The sequence below is a fragment of the Streptomyces sp. NPDC007875 genome, assembly GCF_042868035.1.
GTDB lineage: Bacteria > Actinomycetota > Actinomycetes > Streptomycetales > Streptomycetaceae > Streptomyces > Streptomyces antimycoticus.
Genome location: NZ_JBIADZ010000002.1, coordinates 580693 through 597338, shown reverse-complemented (window position 1 = coordinate 597338; position 16646 = coordinate 580693). Strand labels below are relative to the sequence as shown.

The window sequence follows — 16646 nt, the reverse complement described above, 5'->3', positions numbered from 1 at the left end:
GCTCGCTACCGGGTAGCGGTCCGCCCCATCCTTTCGGTCTCGGAGCCCCGGTCCCCTCGGGGCCCACAGCCGAAGGGGCCCCGCACCGCATCATCCGCGCCGCACGGACGATCGGCAAGTACGGAAGGGGCCCGTGGGGCGTACGACACCCCACGGGCCCGGTACGCCTCGTTACGTCTCAGGAGAGCGTGTCCGCCGCGGTCGGGGAGCTCTCGCGCAGGAAGGTCGAGCAGCGCTCGTACTCCTCCTGCTCGCCGATGGACTGCGCGGCGCGCGCGAGCGCGTGCAGAGCGCGCAGGAAGCCACGGTTGGGCTCGTGCTCGAAGGGCACGGGACCGTGGCCCTTCCAGCCGCTGCGGCGCAGGGCATCGAGTCCACGGTGGTAGCCGGTCCGGGCGTACGCGTAGGACTCGACCACCCGGCCGGCCTCGAACGCCTCGTCGGCGAGCTGGGCCCAGGCGAGCGAGGAGGCCGGGTACTTCGCGGCGACCTCGGACGGGGCCGCGCCGGAGGCGAGCAGCTCCCGTGGCTCCGGGTCGTCGGGCAGATGGGTCGGGGGCGGTCCCCCGAGCAGGTTCTCGTGAATGGCCATGGGTTCCAGTCTGCCTGGTCCGGGGCCCCACCCGACACGCTCAAGCCACGTGGTCCGCGGATCGAGGGGCACGTCCAGGGGCGCGTCCGGCGCGAAGAGGGGTGAAGAGGGCACGGGTCAGGTGTCGGAGCTTGTCTCACCCGGATCCAGGGGCGGCGCGGACACACTGCAGTGGTAGGCGCACTCGGGGCGACACGGCGGCCTCGTCGGCCGCGCGGCGCCCTCGGCACGCCCCGCCGACGCCGGCACGGCACCCTCGGCTCGCTCCCTGCGCGCCGCGGCCTCGGCCCCCTCCGGCTCCGCACCCGCCTCCTCGCCCGCCTGCTCCAGGGCATCCGAGCGCACCGTGCGCCAGGCGAGGATCGCCCCCAGCACCAGCACCCCGGCACAGATCGGCATCGCCCGCCGGAAGGTGTCCCCGAACGCGTCCGCCGACCGGTACGCCTCCGGGCCCATCCCCGCGAGCAGCGGCAGCGCCGCCACCGCGATCAGCCCCGCCGCGCGGGCCGCCGCGTTGTTGACGCCGCTGGCCAGACCCGCGCGGGCGACGTCCACCGAGGCCAGGACGGTCGCGGTGAGCGGGGCGACCACCACCACCATGCCCATGCCCAGCACCAGCAGCGCGGGCAGGATGTCCTGCCAGTAGACCGCCCCCACCCCGGCCCGGGTCATCAGCAGCATCCCCGCCGCGCACAGCAGCGGGCCCACGGTCAGCGGGATCCGCGGGCCGATGCGCTTGCCCAGCTCTCCCGAACGGGCCGACAGCAGCAGCATCAGCGTGGTCGTGGGCAGCAGCGCGGTACCGGCGGCGAGCGCGGAGTAGCCCACGACCACCTGAAGGTCGAGCACCGAGAGGAAGAAGAAGCCGCCGAAGGCCGCGTAGACGCACAGGGTCACCGCGTTGACGGCGCTGAACTGGTGGGAGGAGAAGATGGAGAGCGGCAGCATCGGCTCGCGCCGCCTGCGCTCCACGGCGACGAAGACCACCCCCAGCGCCAGCCCGGCGACGGCCGGAACCACCACGGCGGGCGAGGCGCCCTTCTGCGGCGCGGCGATCAGCGCATAGGTGATCAGGCCGAGGGTCGCCGCCCCCAACAGGGCGCCGAGGACGTCGAACCGGCCGTGCGCCCGCGGATTGCTGGTCTCCGGTACATGGCGCAAAGCGACCGGCACGCACACCGCCGCCAGCGGCACATTGATGAAGAAGACCCAGCGCCAGCCGGGCCCGTCCACCAGCCAGCCGCCGAGGAACGGCCCGATCGCCGCCCCGACGCCGCCGAAGCCGGACCACAGCCCGATCGCCCGTGCCCGGTCGTCGCGGTGGATCACCGACTGGATCAGCGCGAGCGACCCGGGGGTGAGCAGCGCCCCGCCGATGCCCTGCAGCGCACGCGCGGCGATGAGTACCCCGGCGTTCGGCGCCAGTCCGCACGCCAGCGAGGCCAGCGAGAACCACACCACCCCGGTGACGAACACCCGCCGCCGCCCGAACCGGTCCCCGAGCGCCCCGCCGAGCAGGATCAGCCCGGCGAGGGTGAGCATGTAGGCGTTGACGGTCCACTGCAGTACGGGGAGGTCGGCACCCAGGTCGAGCCCGATGCGCGGCAGGGCGACATTGACGACGGTGCTGTCGAGCAGGGCCATGGCGGAGCCCAGCACGGTGGTGAACACCAGCCACCGCCCGGCCGGCACGGAAAGCCTGACCGGCTGACCCTTACCCGGAGCGCGACCCGCTCCGGGCGTGGCGCCACCCATACCTGGATCATCCTCGTATTGCCCGTACGAGGCCAGCCCGCGGGTGCGGCGCCTGCCGTTCCCCTTGAGGCTCGAAGCCGGGTGCAGCCCGGTGGCCGGTTGTGCCCACCCGTTCCTCCCCCAGCTACCGCTGGGAGGTGCCCCCTCCGGGGAACGATTGCCCACCACCGGCATCCGCGACGCGAACGGGCCCGGCGGCTCGCCGCGAAGGCGAGCCCCCGGGCCCGTACGAGCGAGCCGGAGAACGAACTACTTCAGCTTCGTCCCCGTGGACCGAAGGTTCGCGCAAGCCTGGGTGACCCGCTCCGACATCCCCTTCTCGGCCAGCTTGCCCCAGCTCCGCGGGTCGTACTGCTTCTTGTTGCCGACCTCGCCGTCGACCTTCAGCACCCCGTCGTAGTTGCGGAACATGTGGTCCGCGATCGGGCGGGTGAAGGCGTACTGGGTGTCCGTGTCGAGGTTCATCTTCACCACACCGTTCTCCAGCGCGGTGCGGATCTCCTCCTCCGTGGAGCCGGAGCCGCCGTGGAAGACGAAGAAGAACGGGTCCTGCTTGCCGTACTTGGCGGCGACGCCGTCCTGGAGCTCACGCAGCAGCTCCGGGCGGAGGACGACATTGCCCGGCTTGTAGACGCCGTGGACGTTGCCGAACGAGGCGGCCAGCAGGTAGCGGCCCTTGTCGCCCAGGCCGATGGCCTCGGCGGTGCGCAGGGCGTCGTCGACCGTCGTGTACAGCTTGTCGTTGATCTCGTGGGTGACGCCGTCCTCCTCGCCACCGGTCGGGGTGATCTCGACCTCGAGGATGATCTTGGCCTTGACCGCCTCGGCGAGCAGCTCCCGCGCGATGCGGAGGTTGTCGTCGAGCGTCTCGGCGGAGCCGTCCCACATGTGGGACTGGAACAGCGGGTTCTGACCGTTGGCGACGCGCTCCTGGGAGATCTTGAGCAGCGGACGGACATAGCCGTCCAGCTTGTCCTTCGGGCAGTGGTCGGTGTGGAGGGCGATGTTCACCGGGTACTTCTCGGCGACGACATGCGCGAACTCCGCAAGGCCGACCGCACCGGTCACCATGTCCTTGCTGTACTGGCCACCCAGGAACTCGGCACCACCGGTGGAGATCTGGACGATGCCGTCGCTCTCCGCCTCGGCGAAGCCGCGGAGGGCGGCGTGCAGAGTCTGCGTCGAGGTCACGTTGATCGCGGGGTAGGCGAACTTGCCTGCCTTCGCCCGGTCGAGCATCTCGTTGTAGATCTCAGGGGATGCGATGGGCATCTGACCGCTCCTTGTATGTGCGGGTTAGTCGTACTTGGCCCTGACCTAGGGGCGACGTCATCGTCGGGGCCATAATCCCAGACTCCGTCGATTGCTCCACACGGCGCACGCGGAGACCACACGGACGGGGGTGGGTGGTTTCACGTGAAACGTCCGACCGCCCCACCCGCCACGATTCAGCTCAGCTCGAGGTCGGTAAGCGAGTACGCCGGGAGGTACGGCAGCCCGGCATCCGCGATCGCGGGCGCGGCGCCGCGCTCGACGATCGTCGCGACCGCGACGACCTCCGCGCCCGCCTCCCGTGCCGCCTCCACCGCGGTCAGCGGCGAACCACCGGTGGTGGAGGTGTCCTCGACCACCAGCACCCGGCGGCCCGCGATGTCCGGGCCCTCGATCCGCCGCTGCATCCCGTGCGTCTTCTGGGCCTTGCGGACCACGAAGGCGTCGAGCCGGCGGCCGCGCGCGGCCGCCGCGTGCAGCATGGACGTGGCCACCGGGTCGGCGCCCAGCGTCAGACCGCCGACCGCGTCGTACTCCAGATCGGCCGTGGCATCGAGCATGACCTGCCCGACCAGCGGCGCGGCCTCGGCGTCCAGGGTGATCCGGCGCAGGTCGATGTAGTAGTCGGCCTCACGCCCGGAGGAGAGGGTCACCTTGCCGTGGACCACGGCCTTGTCCTTGATCTGCTGCAGCAGGGCGTCACGCGCATCGCTCATGCGCATGAGCTTAGGCGGTGCCCCTCGGAACCCCTCAAGGCACTCCGTTCCCTCGGGCCGAGCCGCCCCGCTCCGTCAGGCCGAGCCGCCCCGCTCCGTCAGGCCGAGCGCTCCGCTCTCTCAGGCCAGTGTGCGCCAGCTCCAGGTCATGGAGAGCTCCAGCGGATCGATGGGGGTGACCAGGCGCGGCAGGAGGTTGAGGCCGTTGGGCGGGCCGGACTGCGGTTCGACGCACACCGCCTCCGCCTGCTCGTCGTAGACGACCACCCACTCCGTGCGGCTGGTGACCTTCAGCTCGAGCCGCCCGGGCCAGGTGAGCGTGACGTCCACCCCCTGCGGCATGCCGAAGCAGTCGTCCCAGGGGCCGGGCTTCGGCGCGATCCGGCGGCCGGTGGGGAGGTGGTCCTCCCCGCGCTCCTCCTGCCATGCGGCGTCGAAGGCGATCTCGGCATCGGCGCCGCCATCGCCCAGGTTCCGCAGGAACCACGGATGCCAGCCCGCCTGCGCCGGGAAGGAATCGCCCTCGGTCTCCACGCTCATGGTCACGGTCGCGCTGTCCGGGGAGAGCTCGAAGGTCTGGGTGACCCGGCCCTCGTACGGCCAGGGGTCGGCGAGGTCGTAGGTGAAGGCCGCGCTGGACTGACCGGTGCTGACCGGGCTCCATGCGACGTTCCGGCCGGTCCCGTGGATCGCGTGCGGCGGGGAGTTGATGGGCAGTTGGTGGATCTGCCCGCCGTTGCGGAACCGGCCCAGCCCGGTCCGGCCGCACCACGGCACCATCGGGAACGCCCCGAACCGCGGGCCCTGTCGCAGCAGCTCCGTACCGCCGATGCGCAGTGAACCGATACGGCAGCCGTTCTCGGGTGAGACGGTCAGCTCGGCGTCCCCGGCGGTCAGCCGTACGCCCTTGGTCTCCGGTGTCTCTTCGGTGGTCACGGCTACCGACCCTATGCGCACACGCTCATCGGCGGCGGCGAAGTACGCGACGGCCCACGACGACGACGGAGGCGAGCACCACCGCCGCGGCGGGCGCGGCCCAGCGCAGGGTGGCGCTGGTGGAGACGGTCTCGGGCGCGGGGACGGGGGCGTAGCGGCCGCGCGGCGGGGCGTGGTCGACCTCCTCCGTGGAGCGGCCGATCATCGTGCGGCGGGCGTGGGCGGCCTCGGCCGGGGGCTCGTCGTCCAGGTCGTCGAGATCGGCGAGGTCGCCGAAGCCGACGGGCTCCTCGACGGCGTCCGCGTCGTCGACGTCCTCGAGGTCGCCGACGTCGTCGATGTCCATGTCGTCGGCCGAGAGCGGAAACTCGGCCTCGGTCGGCAGCCCGGACTCCTCCGCGGCGGCGGCCGTACCGGCGTCAGTGGCCTTGTCGCCGGCCTCGTCGTCAGTGGCCTCGTCAGCGGGCCCGTCGGCGGGCCCGCCAGGGGCCTCGTCCTCGGTGGCCGCCATGATCGGGGACGTCTGCAGCCCGGCGGTGAGCGCCGAGGCGAACCGGTCCAGCATGCGGCGGGCCACGGTCGTGGACGCCTCGTCGTCGAACTCGGCCAGCCGCCCCTCGCTGTGGACCGTCCCGGCGCAGACCAGCGCCGTACCGCCCTCGACGGGCTTCGGCGTCACGGTCAGCGCCAGCTTCACCGAGCCGCTGCCGCGCGCCTCGGTGCCCTCGCCCTCGATCTCGAAGGCATCGGCGCGCCGACCGACGCGCAGCACGCCGCGGTAGGTGATGGTGGACCCGCCGATGCGCAGCCGCAGCCGGCCGGAAAGCGGCCCGGCGGCCTCATCGGCGTCCCGCTGGAGCCCGGGAACGCAACGTGCGACGCGGTCGGGCTCCGCGAGCGCCAGCCGGACGGTGTCGACGGGAAACGGAACGAACACCTCATGCTCCATAGCTCAAAACACTACCCATCGCTCGTTACCTGAGACCCGTTCCCGGACAACTTTCCGCACCGGGCGCGCCGCCCACGGCCTGGCTACGGCGGTCCTGGCCCTGCGGCCTGGCCTCCTAGGGGGCCTGCCGCGACTGATGGCGCACCCACCAGGCACGCGCCGCCGACGCACGCCCCCGGCGTGCGGGCGGGCACTCGCGCCCGGCGCCGGAGGCTCAGCGCCCCGCCCCGGCGAGGGGTGCACGGGGCGCGCACCACAAACTCAAGGTGTGCCCCGCCAAGGCGCCTCACTCCCCATACCGCGGACGCATCAACGTGGAGGGAGGCAGCCCCGTCTCGCGATGCCGCTCGGCCGTGCGGCGGGCCGCCTGTAGCCCCTCCTCCGTCAGCGAGCGCGGCCGCGGATCGTGCGGGGCCAGCCGCACCCCCACCGGGGAGCGCGCCGCCAGCACAAAGCCCCAGTCGTGCGGGGAACCACGGCCGGGACGCGGGGAGCCACGGCCCGGGCGCGGAGTGTCGATCACGTAGGGCGCGGTCCGCAGTCCGACCGAGCGCATCGTCGCGTCCACCGTCCAGAACGCCCGTGGCTCGGGCCGCAGCGGCCCGGCGTGGACCACCAGCCGGCCGCCGGGCGCCAGCACCCGCTCGGCCAGGCCGTAGAACTCCTGCGAGTAATACTTGGTGCTCGGGGTGAGTTCGGGGGCGGGCAGATCGCAGACCACCACGTCGTACGCCATGGACCGGCGCAGCCAGTCGAAGGCGTCCGCCGTCACCGCCCGCACCCGCGGGTCGCGGTAGGCGCCGCCGTTGAGCGCGGACAGGCCCGGATCGCGCCGGGCCAGCCGCACCACCTCCGCGTCGCGCTCCACGACGGTCACCGAACGGACCCCCGGGTACCGCAGCACCTCGCGCGCCGCGAGCCCGTCGCCCCCGCCCAGCACCAGGACCCGGCCGTGCGGTCCGGCGGCCATCGCCGGGTGGATCAGCGCCTCGTGGTAGCGGACCTCGTCGCGCCCGCTGACCCGCAGCCGCCCGTTGACGAAGAGGGCCAGCGACCGCCCGCCCGCTCCGCCGCCCACGAGCACGATCTCCTGCTCGCCGGTGCGCAGCGCGACCCGCACCCCCGGTCCGTAGACGGCCTGCCGGGCGGCCCGCTCGAAGGAGGGGGTCAGCACGGCACCGGCGGTCAGCGCGGCGAGCACCAGCCCATTGACGACGATCAGCGTCCACCGCGCCCGTACGCTCAGATCGCGGCGGAACAGCCAGAGCACCAGTGCCCCGCCCGCGACCGTGTTGACCGCGCCGGTGACCAGTGCGCCGGTGAGCTGCCCGAACGCGGGCAGCAGCAGAAAGGGAAAGGCGAGCCCGCCGACCAGCGCTCCCACATAGTCCGCCGCGAACAGATCGGCCACCGCGCCGCCCGCGTCCTGCCGGCGCACCCGCTGGATGAGGGTCATCAGCAGCGGCACCTCGGCCCCGATGAGCACCCCGATCGCGAACGAGAAGCCGACGAGCGCGAAGCGCGAGTGGCCTCCCCACGCGAAGCACGCGTACAGCGCCATCGCCGAGCAGCCGCCGACGAGCGCGAGCACCGCCTCGACCGCGCCGAAGCCGACGGCGGCCCGGCAGCGCAGCCGCTTGGCCAGCAGCGAGCCGACGCCCATGGCGAAGACCATCACGGACAGCACCACGGATGCCTGGGTGACCGAGTCACCCGCCAAGTACGAGGCGAGCGCGACGAGTTCGAGCTCGTAGACGAGGCCGCAGGCGGCGCAGACGAAGACGGTACCGAGGACGAGGAAGCGGCCGAGCGTCGCCCTCACGGGCAGCCGCGCCGGAGGGCCGGACTCCGGCGACGACGGCGCATCCGAGACGGCGGACATCGGCGAATCGATCACAAAGGGAACGTTACGTTACATATCGCTTACGCCTCGTCCCCCACACGAGTGCATTGCCGTTCACGCATCGGGCATCGATGGCCTCGCGAACACCCTGGACCCCCTTTAGGCACACGGCACTTGGGGCGACCGCCCACCGGGCGGGCTACCTATCTCGAGCCCGCCCGCGCCCGGCGGCCGGAGCGCGGCCGGCACCCGGGCCCCCACGCAGGTGCGGGTGGTGACCAGCCGCCCCTCCTGGGGGTAGGCATGCCAGGTCCGCCAGCCCACCGTGCCCTCGTGCCACTGCGCGAGCAGCGCCGTGAACGCGTTCGGACTGCCGGGAAAGGTGCCGGCCAGCCCGTGCGGATGGTCGGCCACCAGCGCGAGCAGCTCCTGCGCACGCCCGGCGAAGGCCCCTTGCGACAACTCCTCGACGCGCGCCGCGAATTCGTATTCGCGGCCGTCGACGAGCGTGGAAACCCCCAGCGGAAGCGCGGTGCTGTTGCCGGACATACAGGCCACGGTCTCCGAGCAACGGCTGCCCTCCCCTTCGAGGAGAACCTGATGCGAGGCTCCCAGGAGCCTCAACTGGACGTCGAAACCATGGAGTTGAAGATCAAGCACGGCGAGGGCGGGAAGCGGTTCCCGTCCCAGGCCCCAGGCGAGGTCAGCGGCGCGGGTATCGGTGTAGGCAGTCTTGAGGGTCGTGAGCATGGATCGGCTCCGCAAACACGCAATGGAAAAAAGATGGGCCGACTCGCCCCGCGGTGAACCAGGGGCATGCGCATACGCCGGCTCGTACCCACGTGGGGCCGTAAGGTCGATGGTGGTATACGGAATCATGAAATGCTGGGCGCCACATCGTTTTTACCCATCTTCGCCGGGTTTCCACCCCCTAGGGCGCCTTCTAGGTCAAGTGTTCAACAAGCCCGCGCCCGGCGCACGTTGGCGCGCCGGGCGCGGGCTCATTGCTTCACGGCCGTAAGACGGCATGGCGACCATAAGGACGGCCTGACCGTAAGGACGGCATGGCGACCGTAAGGACGCGTGGTGGCTAGGGGATCAGGCGCCCCCTCCGCAGCCACCGCCACCACCACCGCCGCCGCCACCGCAGCCACCTCCACCACCGCCACCGCAGCCACTTCCGCCACCACAGCCACCGCCGCCGTGGTGCCCACCCCCGTGATGGCCACCACCGCCGTCGCCACCGGCCCACCAGCTACCACCGGCCGCCCCACTGGAACCCGCCCCCCAGGACCGCTTGCGTCGTCCGCTGTACCCCTTCGACCGACCGGCGCTCAGCGCGGCGACCGCCGCGAACGTGAACGCCACCACGACCAAGATGACGACAGGACCCATGGTCCTCACTCTCCTTCCATCCCCCGTAGCGAGGTACCGCTTCGTACCTATCGGGTCCCCTGCCCGACCTCATGCGGGTCGAAAGCGAAGTTGAGGAAGTCCAGAGGTTCGGCGAGGCGCGACTGGCCGTGGGCTCAGGGGGGTAATTTGCCATGCATGCACAGGAGCCGTGTGTACGCCGTTCTGATCGACGCGCCCGAAGCCGAGGCCGCCCGGGCGACCGCCTTCTGGTCCGCGGCCCTCGGCGTCACCGCGGAGCCGTATCCGCCGCAGCCGCAATTCACCACACTCCACGAGGCCCTGCCAGGGCTGGTCACCGCCGTCCAGGCGGTCGACGACGCACCCCGCATCCACTTGGACTTCGAGACCGACGACGTCGAGGCGGAAACCGCGCGCCTGCTCGCCCTGGGCGCTGAGCAGATTGCGCAGTGGCAGGAGTGCCGGGTGCTCCGCGTCCCCGGCGGCCACTTGATGTGCGTACTGCCCCTGGAGACCGACCCCGAGACCTTCCGGGCGCAGGCCAACGTCTGGCCCTGACGCCGCTGCGAGGGCGCGCCGCTAGCGGTGCTCCCAATGATGCGGGTCGGCTTCCAGGACCGCGCGATCCCAGTCGGCCAGTTCGGCGGCCGCCTCGTAGGTGCTGTGCAGGAATTCGGTCAGCATCCGGTCCGGATCGGCCGCGGTGGCGACCGTCTCGTAGGGCAGCACGAACTCACCGACGTCCCGCCGGTACGAGGCCGTCGCGGGCTGGACCGGCTGGTCGGCGAAACCGGCGGGCTCGGGGTAGGCGTAGGAGTAGAAGCCGCCCTCCTCGCCGCCGCCGGGCCAGAAGCCGCAGCTGGAGAGCTCGACGGAGTACGCCTCCTGTGTCACCCGGTCCGGCAGATTCGGCACCCCTCCGGGGGGATGCGGCGGCGCGGTGCGGCCGGAGAAGCGGGTGACGGCCAGGTCCATCGCTCCCCAGAAGAAGTGCACGGGGCTGGCCTTGCCGACGAAATGGGACCGGAATTCCCCGAACACCCGGTGTGCGCTCAGCAATTGACCCCAGAAGAGCCGGGTGGCGTGTGGGTCGTACACCGCGTGCCGGTGATCCTCCGGGAATGGGATCGACACGGGCACCTCGTTCGGGCGGGGGTACATCCGGGTCTGGATGCCCAGATCTCCCAGCACACCCATGATCTCGGAGTAGAACTGGGACACCGGTTTGGACTCCAGCGCCAGCTCTCGCCGGCTCCCGTCACTGACCCGAATCCCCAGCCGCTGATCGACAAAGTCGAACTCGATATCGAACGCCCCGCTCCGATACGGAATCGTGGACGTGCTCAGCCCGCGCGGGGTGACATACAAGGTCACCTGCCACCACTGGTTGGCCGGTGGCGCATGATCCAGCCGGATCTTGCCGACGATCTGCGTCCACATATGCAGCGTGTCCCGCGCCTCACCCCAGTCCTCCAGCCGAAGCCGCGGCCAGGCGCCCGCCTGCTGTGTCTCGTGCATGGCCATCTCGCCTCCCGCGGGGCCTCACGACTCCGGCAAAACGCGCAATCGATCACATTAAATATATTCCGACCCGGCCGAGTACCCGTCCATCACGCCGATGAAAACCCCGGGTCGACGCCAGGTGCCCGAGTCCGCCGGTGAGCTGCCGCGACCCGGGCAAGAGCGAGGTTGATGAAGGCCGACGCTTCGGCGGAGTATGGGCGCCATGGGACGACCGCCGCTCAATCGCCGACTGGCCGCCTTCGGGACCACGATCTTCGCCGAGATGTCCGCCCTCGCCGTGCGCACCGGCGCGATCAATCTGGGCCAGGGCTTCCCGGACACCGACGGCCCCGAGGAGGTGCGCGAGGCCGCCGTACGCGCGCTGCGGGACGGGCGGGGCAATCAGTATCCGCCCGGCCCCGGCGTGCCCGAGTTGCGCACCGCCGTCGCCGAGCACCAGCGGCGCTGGTACGGGCTGGGCTTCGACCCCGACACCGAGGTGCTGATCACCGCGGGCGCCACCGAGGCCATCGCGGCGTCGCTGCTGGCGCTGGTGGAGCCGGGGGACGAGGTGGTCGCGCTGGAGCCGTACTACGACTCGTACGCCGCCTGCATCGCCATGGCGGGCGGGGTCCGCGTCCCGGTCACCCTCCGCCCCGACGGGGACACCTTCCGGCTGGACCTGGACGAGCTGCGCGCCGCCGTCACCGATCGCACCCGGCTCATCCTGCTCAACACCCCGCACAACCCCACCGGCACCGTGCTCACCCACGATGAGCTGGCCGCGGTCGCCGAGCTCGCCGTCGAGCGCGATCTGCTGGTGGTCACCGACGAGGTCTACGAGCATCTCGTCTTCGGCACCGCGCACACCCCGCTCGTCTCCTTCCCCGGGATGCGCGAGCGGACCGTCACCATCAGCAGCAGCGGCAAGACGTTTTCGTTCACGGGCTGGAAGGTCGGCTGGGTGACCGGCGCTCCCGAGCTGGTCACAGCGGTGCGCTCGGCCAAGCAGTACCTCACCTATGTCTCGGCGGGTCCCTTCCAGTACGCGGTCGGCGAGGCGCTGCGCCTGCCCGACGCCTATTTCCACGGCATCCGCGAGGATCTGCGCGCCAAGCGCGATCTGCTGGCCGACGGCCTGACCGACGCGGGCTTCCAGGTCTTCCGCCCCTCGGGCACGTACTTCATCACCACCGACATCCGGCCCCTCGGCGAGACCGACGGCTTCGCCTTCTGCCGCTCCCTCCCCGAGCGCTGCGGCGTGGTCGCCGTCCCGAACGCGGTCTTCTACGACCACCAGGACCAGGGCTCCCCGTTCGTCCGCTTCGCCTTCTGCAAGCGCGATGAGGTCCTTACGGACGCGGTCGCCCGCCTGAAGACGCTCGGCGCCGGCTGACGCTGCGCCTCCGGTCACCCCGGTAAGCCGGTAAGCCTCCCCCGGATGGGCCTTCCAGGTCGCGGGCGTCCGCGGTCTGGCGGATGGTCGGTGTGTCCGCCGAGCCCCCTGGTCCGTCCCCTCCCGGGGGCTCGGCGCATGTCCGTCGAGTGCCCGCGCGCTGTCACCGCTCGGCCGGCTCGGCTACACCGGCTGGGTGGGGGTGCGGCGCGGCACCTCGCGCGGCTATCTGGGCGTCCAGGACCGCTGGGTCACCGCTCTCGATCTCGCCGCGAGCGGCGCTCCCGGCGGCGCCGGCGATGGCAAGAGCCCGGCCACGCGCCGCCGTCCTGATGGGCGGCGCGCTGGCCGGGCTCTCCTGTCTCTACGGGACGTATCTGCTGACCATGGCCGACAGCCCGGCCTCACCGCGATACGGGCCGATATGGCCCCGGACCCCGGGCCACCAGTCCGGCCGCGATCCAGCCCCCGGCCCGACCGCGACACGGGCCCCGCGGCTCAGGACTCGCCGTCGCCCGGCTTGTCGTCGCCGTCGGACTCGATGTCGGCCTCCAGACCGAGCTGTTCGACCAGCCAGCGGTCGAACTCGATCGAAGCCCGCACCCAGCTGACCGTGCTGGATACGAAGTGCTCAAGGCTGACGCCGGTGCCGATCAGCATCTGCGCCTCGCCGATCAACCGGACCGTGCCGTCGTCATTGGTGTGGGTGTAGACCTTCGGCCACAACGTGCGGCGGTTCCAGTCGTCGATCGCCTCGAGCAGCCGCGGCTTCTCATCGATGCCATGCGGCCGGTCGTAGAACGTACGGACGGAGAAGACCTGCTGCTCCTCCTCCCCGCGGAACATGAAATAGGTGCGGAACTGCTCCCACGGCGCGGCGAGGTCCCCCTCCTCGTCGACGACGTACTTCAGCTCCATCTGCTCCAGCAGCTGCTTGACCAGATCCTGGTCGGGCAGCACGGGGCCGCTCGGACCCGTCGGTTCGGGCTCGGGCTGACCCCCGAAATTCGGAATCGAGGACGGGTCGATGCTCACCGTGGATTTCCCTTCGTATGGAATACCGCCATCCTCCCTCACACCCGCCCCCGCCGTGCAACCCCGGCCGTACATTGCCCGATCCGGCCGAACAAGGACCGGCCGGACCTATTGCCGGGACGTGCCGGGACCTATTGCGCGGGGCCCACCAGAAGCTCGTCGCCGACTCGGTCCACCCGGACCTTGTCGCCGTCGCGGATCTCCCCGGCGAGGATCTCCTTGGCCAGCTGGTCGCCGATCGCGGTCTGGATCAGCCGGCGCAGCGGGCGCGCCCCGTAAGCCGGGTCGTTGCCCTCCTCGGCCAGCCATTCCAGCGCGGCCGGGGTGACGTCGAGGGTCAGCCTGCGGTCGGCGAGGCGGCGGGCCAGCCGGGCGATCTGGAGCTCGGCGATCCGGGCCAGCTCCGGCCCGCTGAGCGCGGAGAAGACCACGAGGTCATCCAGGCGGTTGAGGAATTCCGGCTTGAAGGAGGCCCGCACGGTCTCCAGGACGCTCTGCTTCTTCTCCTCCTCGCCGAGCAGCGGATCCATCAGGTACTGGCTGCCCAGGTTGGAGGTGAGCACCAGGATGGTGTTGCGGAAGTCCACCGTCCGGCCCTGGCCGTCGGTGAGCCGCCCGTCGTCGAGGACCTGCAACAGGATGTCGAAGACCTCGGGGTGGGCCTTCTCCACCTCGTCCAGCAGCACCACGCTGTATGGGCGGCGGCGCACCGCCTCGGTCAGCTGGCCGCCCTCCTCGTAGCCGACGTAGCCGGGCGGGGCGCCGACCAGCCGGGCCACACTGTGCTTCTCGCCGTACTCGCTCATGTCGATGCGGACCATGGCCCGCTCGTCGTCGAAGAGGAAGTCGGCGAGCGCCTTGGCCAGCTCGGTCTTGCCGACGCCGGTGGGGCCGAGGAAGAGGAACGAACCGGTGGGCCGGTCCGGGTCGGCGATGCCCGCGCGGGTCCTGCGCACGGCGTCCGATACCGCCCTTACGGCTTCCATCTGGCCGATCAGCCGCTTGCCCAGCTCCTCCTCCATGCGCAGCAGCTTCTTGGTCTCGCCCTCCAGCAGCCGGCCGGCGGGGATGCCGGTCCAGGAGGCGACCACATCGGCCACGTCGTCCGGGCCCACCTCCTCCTTGACCATGGTGGGGCGGTCCTGCTGCACCTCGGCCTCGGCCTCCGACGCCTCGGCCAGCTCCCGCTCGACGGCCGGGATCTCCCCGTACAGCAGCTTGGAGGCGGTGTCGAAGTCGCCGTCGCGCTGGGCACGCTCGGCCTGGCCGCGCAGCTCGTCCAGCCGCTCCTTGAGCTCACCGACGCGGTTGAGGCCCTGCTTCTCCTTCTCCCAGCGGGCGGTGAGCCCGCGCAGCTCCTCCTCCTTGTCGGCGAGGTCGCGGCGCAGCTTGTCCAGCCGCAGCTTGCTGGCCTCGTCGGTCTCCCGGGCCAGCGCCATCTCCTCCATCCGCATCCGGTCCACCGACCGCTGGAGTTCGTCGATCTCCACCGGGGAGGAGTCGATCTCCATGCGGAGCCGGGAGGCCGCCTCGTCGACCAGGTCGATGGCCTTGTCGGGCAGGAAGCGGGAGGTGATGTACCGGTCGGAGAGGGCGGCGGCGGCCACCAGCGCGCCGTCGGCGATCTGCACCTTGTGATGGGCCTCGTAGCGGCCCTTGAGCCCGCGCAGGATGGCGACGGTGTCCTCGACGGTCGGCTCGGCGACCAGCACCTGCTGGAAGCGGCGCTCGAGCGCGGCGTCCTTCTCGATCCGCTCGCGGTATTCGTCGAGGGTGGTGGCGCCGACCATGCGCAGCTCACCGCGGGCCAGCATCGGCTTGAGCATATTGCCCGCGTCCATCGCGGAGTCGCCGCCGGCGCCCGCGCCGACCACGGTGTGCAGCTCGTCGATGAAGGTGATGATCTGGCCGTCGCTCGACTTGATCTCGGCCAGGACGGTCTTCAGCCGCTCCTCGAACTCACCGCGGTACTTCGCGCCCGCGACCATCGCGCCGAGGTCGAGGGCGACCAGGCGCTTGTCGCGCAGGCTCTCGGGGACGTCGCCCTTGACGATCCGCTGGGCGAGCCCTTCGACGACGGCCGTCTTACCGACGCCCGGATCGCCGATCAGCACCGGGTTGTTCTTGGTGCGCCGGGAGAGCACCTGCACCACCCGGCGGATCTCCTGGTCCCGGCCGATGACCGGGTCCAGCTTGCCCTCGCGCGCGGCGGCGGTGAAGTCGGTGCCGAACTTCTCCAGGGCCTTGTACGTGCCCTCCGGATCGGGCGTCGTCACCCGCTGTCCACCCCTGACCTTCTCGAACGCGGCGAGCAGCTTCTTGGCGCTCGCCCGCTGCTGGTCGAGCAGCTCCCCGGCCTGACCGCCCTTGGCGGCGATGCCGATGAGCACATGCTCGGTGGAGACATAGTCGTCCCCCAGTTCCCTGGCCCGCTGGGTGGCGTCCGCGATGACGGCGAGCAGCTCGCGGCTGGCCTGCGGCGGGGCCACGGTGGAGCCCTGGACGCTGGGCAGGGCGGCGAGCAGCCGCTCGGCGCCGCTGCGCACGAGGGCCGCGTCGGTCTCGACGGCTGCCAGCAGATCCATGACGTTCTCGTTGTCCTGGCCCTCCAGCAGGGCGAGCAGGAGATGCGCGGGCGTCATATCCGCGTGCCCGGAGGACACCGCCCGGTCATTGGCGGCGCTCAGCGCCGCCCGGCTCTTGTTGGTCAGCTCGGCATCCACGTCCCTGTGCTCCTCCTCGCTGCGATCTTCCCATCCTGCCCTACCCAACCTCCGCAAAGTTGAGTCTATTCCACTCAACCTCGCTCACGCCACTCCCCTGGCCTGATGTGTTGGGCCCTGTCTGTAGGTTCTGGGCCATGGCTGTCGATCCCCGCAACCCCGATCCCGAGTACCTCGATTTCTGGCGCGAACGCCATCTGTGCACCCTGACCACCCCCCGCCCGGACGGCACCCCGCATGTCGTCCCGGTCGGCGTCACCTACGACCCCGAAGCCGGGCTCGCCCGCGTCATCGCGAACCGCCACAGCCGTAAGGTCGCCCATGTCCGCGCGGCGGGCGAGGGCGGTGCGCGGGTCGCGGTCTGCCAGCTGGCGGGCAAGCGGTGGGCCACGCTGGAGGGGCTCGCGGTCGTACGCGAGGACCCCGAGCTGATCGCGGAGGCGGTGCGCCGCTACGCCGAGCGCTACGAGCGCACCCCGCGACCCAACCCCGACCGCGTCCTCATCGAAATCGCCCTCACCCGCGCCATGGGCAAGGGCTGAGACCCGGGCC

Annotated in this window: 14 protein-coding genes; 3 read left to right on the top strand and 11 right to left on the bottom strand. The window is 71.4% G+C overall.

Going from position 1 to position 16646, the window contains the following annotated elements; all coding sequences use genetic code 11:
* Positions 1-178: 178 nt before the first annotated feature.
* The 8 genes from ACFYOY_RS06470 to ACFYOY_RS06435 all read right to left on the bottom strand — a co-directional run bounded on the left by ACFYOY_RS06470 (position 179) and on the right by ACFYOY_RS06435 (position 8813).
* Entirely contained in the window at positions 179-592 is a 414-nt protein-coding gene (locus ACFYOY_RS06470) for a DUF3151 domain-containing protein (RefSeq protein ID WP_078642619.1), read from the bottom strand.
* Between the two features lie 117 nt (positions 593-709).
* Positions 710-2347, bottom strand: a complete 1638-nt coding sequence (locus ACFYOY_RS06465) for an MFS transporter (RefSeq protein WP_351883245.1) — start codon at positions 2345-2347, stop codon at positions 710-712.
* A gap of 249 nt (positions 2348-2596) precedes the next feature.
* Positions 2597-3619, bottom strand: coding sequence for a class II fructose-bisphosphate aldolase (gene fbaA / locus ACFYOY_RS06460; RefSeq protein WP_351883247.1), 1023 nt, complete (start codon positions 3617-3619; stop codon positions 2597-2599).
* A 176-nt stretch (positions 3620-3795) separates the two neighbouring features.
* The gene (pyrE, locus tag ACFYOY_RS06455) at positions 3796-4341 is read right to left on the bottom strand and encodes an orotate phosphoribosyltransferase (protein ID WP_388585183.1); all 546 of its coding nucleotides are present in this window, start codon (positions 4339-4341) and stop codon (positions 3796-3798) included.
* A 114-nt stretch (positions 4342-4455) separates the two neighbouring features.
* Positions 4456-5271 carry an aldose 1-epimerase gene (locus tag ACFYOY_RS06450; protein WP_388585180.1) on the bottom strand — a complete coding sequence of 272 codons (816 nt, stop codon included), beginning with the start codon at positions 5269-5271 and terminating at the stop codon, positions 4456-4458.
* Between the two features lie 25 nt (positions 5272-5296).
* A complete protein-coding gene (locus ACFYOY_RS06445; protein WP_388585178.1) occupies positions 5297-6220 on the bottom strand; it encodes an SRPBCC family protein in 924 nt (307 codons plus the stop codon).
* Between the two features lie 286 nt (positions 6221-6506).
* Entirely contained in the window at positions 6507-8102 is a 1596-nt protein-coding gene (locus tag ACFYOY_RS06440) for a polyamine aminopropyltransferase (RefSeq protein ID WP_351883876.1), read from the bottom strand.
* A gap of 120 nt (positions 8103-8222) precedes the next feature.
* A complete protein-coding gene (locus tag ACFYOY_RS06435; protein WP_388585176.1) occupies positions 8223-8813 on the bottom strand; it encodes a DUF2617 family protein in 591 nt (196 codons plus the stop codon).
* 801 nt (positions 8814-9614) lie between these two features.
* On the opposite strand from ACFYOY_RS06435, the gene ACFYOY_RS06430 reads away from it, so the two are divergent.
* Complete coding sequence (locus ACFYOY_RS06430; RefSeq protein ID WP_388585173.1) at positions 9615-9995, top strand: VOC family protein; 381 nt, start codon at positions 9615-9617, stop codon at positions 9993-9995.
* A 21-nt stretch (positions 9996-10016) separates the two neighbouring features.
* Here ACFYOY_RS06430 and ACFYOY_RS06425 read toward each other — a convergent pair whose 3' ends face one another.
* Positions 10017-10961: a DUF5996 family protein gene (locus tag ACFYOY_RS06425; RefSeq protein ID WP_351883258.1), complete on the bottom strand. Its 945-nt coding sequence runs from the start codon at positions 10959-10961 to the stop codon at positions 10017-10019.
* A gap of 193 nt (positions 10962-11154) precedes the next feature.
* Between ACFYOY_RS06425 and ACFYOY_RS06420 the strand changes: the two genes are divergently transcribed.
* Positions 11155-12336 carry a pyridoxal phosphate-dependent aminotransferase gene (locus ACFYOY_RS06420; RefSeq protein ID WP_351883260.1) on the top strand — a complete coding sequence of 394 codons (1182 nt, stop codon included), beginning with the start codon at positions 11155-11157 and terminating at the stop codon, positions 12334-12336.
* 498 nt (positions 12337-12834) lie between these two features.
* Here ACFYOY_RS06420 and ACFYOY_RS06415 read toward each other — a convergent pair whose 3' ends face one another.
* Positions 12835-13371, bottom strand: coding sequence for a YbjN domain-containing protein (locus tag ACFYOY_RS06415; RefSeq protein ID WP_351883262.1), 537 nt, complete (start codon positions 13369-13371; stop codon positions 12835-12837).
* Positions 13372-13502: 131 nt separating this feature from the next.
* A complete protein-coding gene (gene clpB / locus ACFYOY_RS06410) occupies positions 13503-16094 on the bottom strand; it encodes an ATP-dependent chaperone ClpB (protein WP_388585169.1) in 2592 nt (863 codons plus the stop codon).
* A 137-nt stretch (positions 16095-16231) separates the two neighbouring features.
* On the opposite strand from clpB, the gene ACFYOY_RS06405 reads away from it, so the two are divergent.
* Entirely contained in the window at positions 16232-16636 is a 405-nt protein-coding gene (locus ACFYOY_RS06405; RefSeq protein WP_388585166.1) for a pyridoxamine 5'-phosphate oxidase family protein, read from the top strand.
* Positions 16637-16646: the final 10 nt, after the last annotated feature.

Bases quoted from the DNA above. Each gene is read 5' to 3' on its own strand.
- ACFYOY_RS06465 (WP_351883245.1), bottom strand. From the start codon at position 2,347: ATGGGTGGCGCCACGCCCGGAGCGGGTCGCGCTCCGGGTAAGGGTCAG.
- fbaA (WP_351883247.1), bottom strand. From the start codon at position 3,619: ATGCCCATCGCATCCCCTGAGATCTACAACGAGATGCTCGACCGGGCG.
- ACFYOY_RS06435 (WP_388585176.1), bottom strand. From the start codon at position 8,813: ATGCTCACGACCCTCAAGACTGCCTACACCGATACCCGCGCCGCTGAC.
- ACFYOY_RS06425 (WP_351883258.1), bottom strand. From the start codon at position 10,961: ATGGCCATGCACGAGACACAGCAGGCGGGCGCCTGGCCGCGGCTTCGG.
- ACFYOY_RS06430 (WP_388585173.1), top strand. From the start codon at position 9,615: ATGCACAGGAGCCGTGTGTACGCCGTTCTGATCGACGCGCCCGAAGCC.
- ACFYOY_RS06445 (WP_388585178.1), bottom strand. From the start codon at position 6,220: ATGGAGCATGAGGTGTTCGTTCCGTTTCCCGTCGACACCGTCCGGCTG.
- ACFYOY_RS06470 (WP_078642619.1), bottom strand. From the start codon at position 592: ATGGCCATTCACGAGAACCTGCTCGGGGGACCGCCCCCGACCCATCTG.
- ACFYOY_RS06440 (WP_351883876.1), bottom strand. From the start codon at position 8,102: ATGTCCGCCGTCTCGGATGCGCCGTCGTCGCCGGAGTCCGGCCCTCCG.
- ACFYOY_RS06405 (WP_388585166.1), top strand. From the start codon at position 16,232: ATGGCTGTCGATCCCCGCAACCCCGATCCCGAGTACCTCGATTTCTGG.
- pyrE (WP_388585183.1), bottom strand. From the start codon at position 4,341: ATGCGCATGAGCGATGCGCGTGACGCCCTGCTGCAGCAGATCAAGGAC.
- ACFYOY_RS06420 (WP_351883260.1), top strand. From the start codon at position 11,155: ATGGGCGCCATGGGACGACCGCCGCTCAATCGCCGACTGGCCGCCTTC.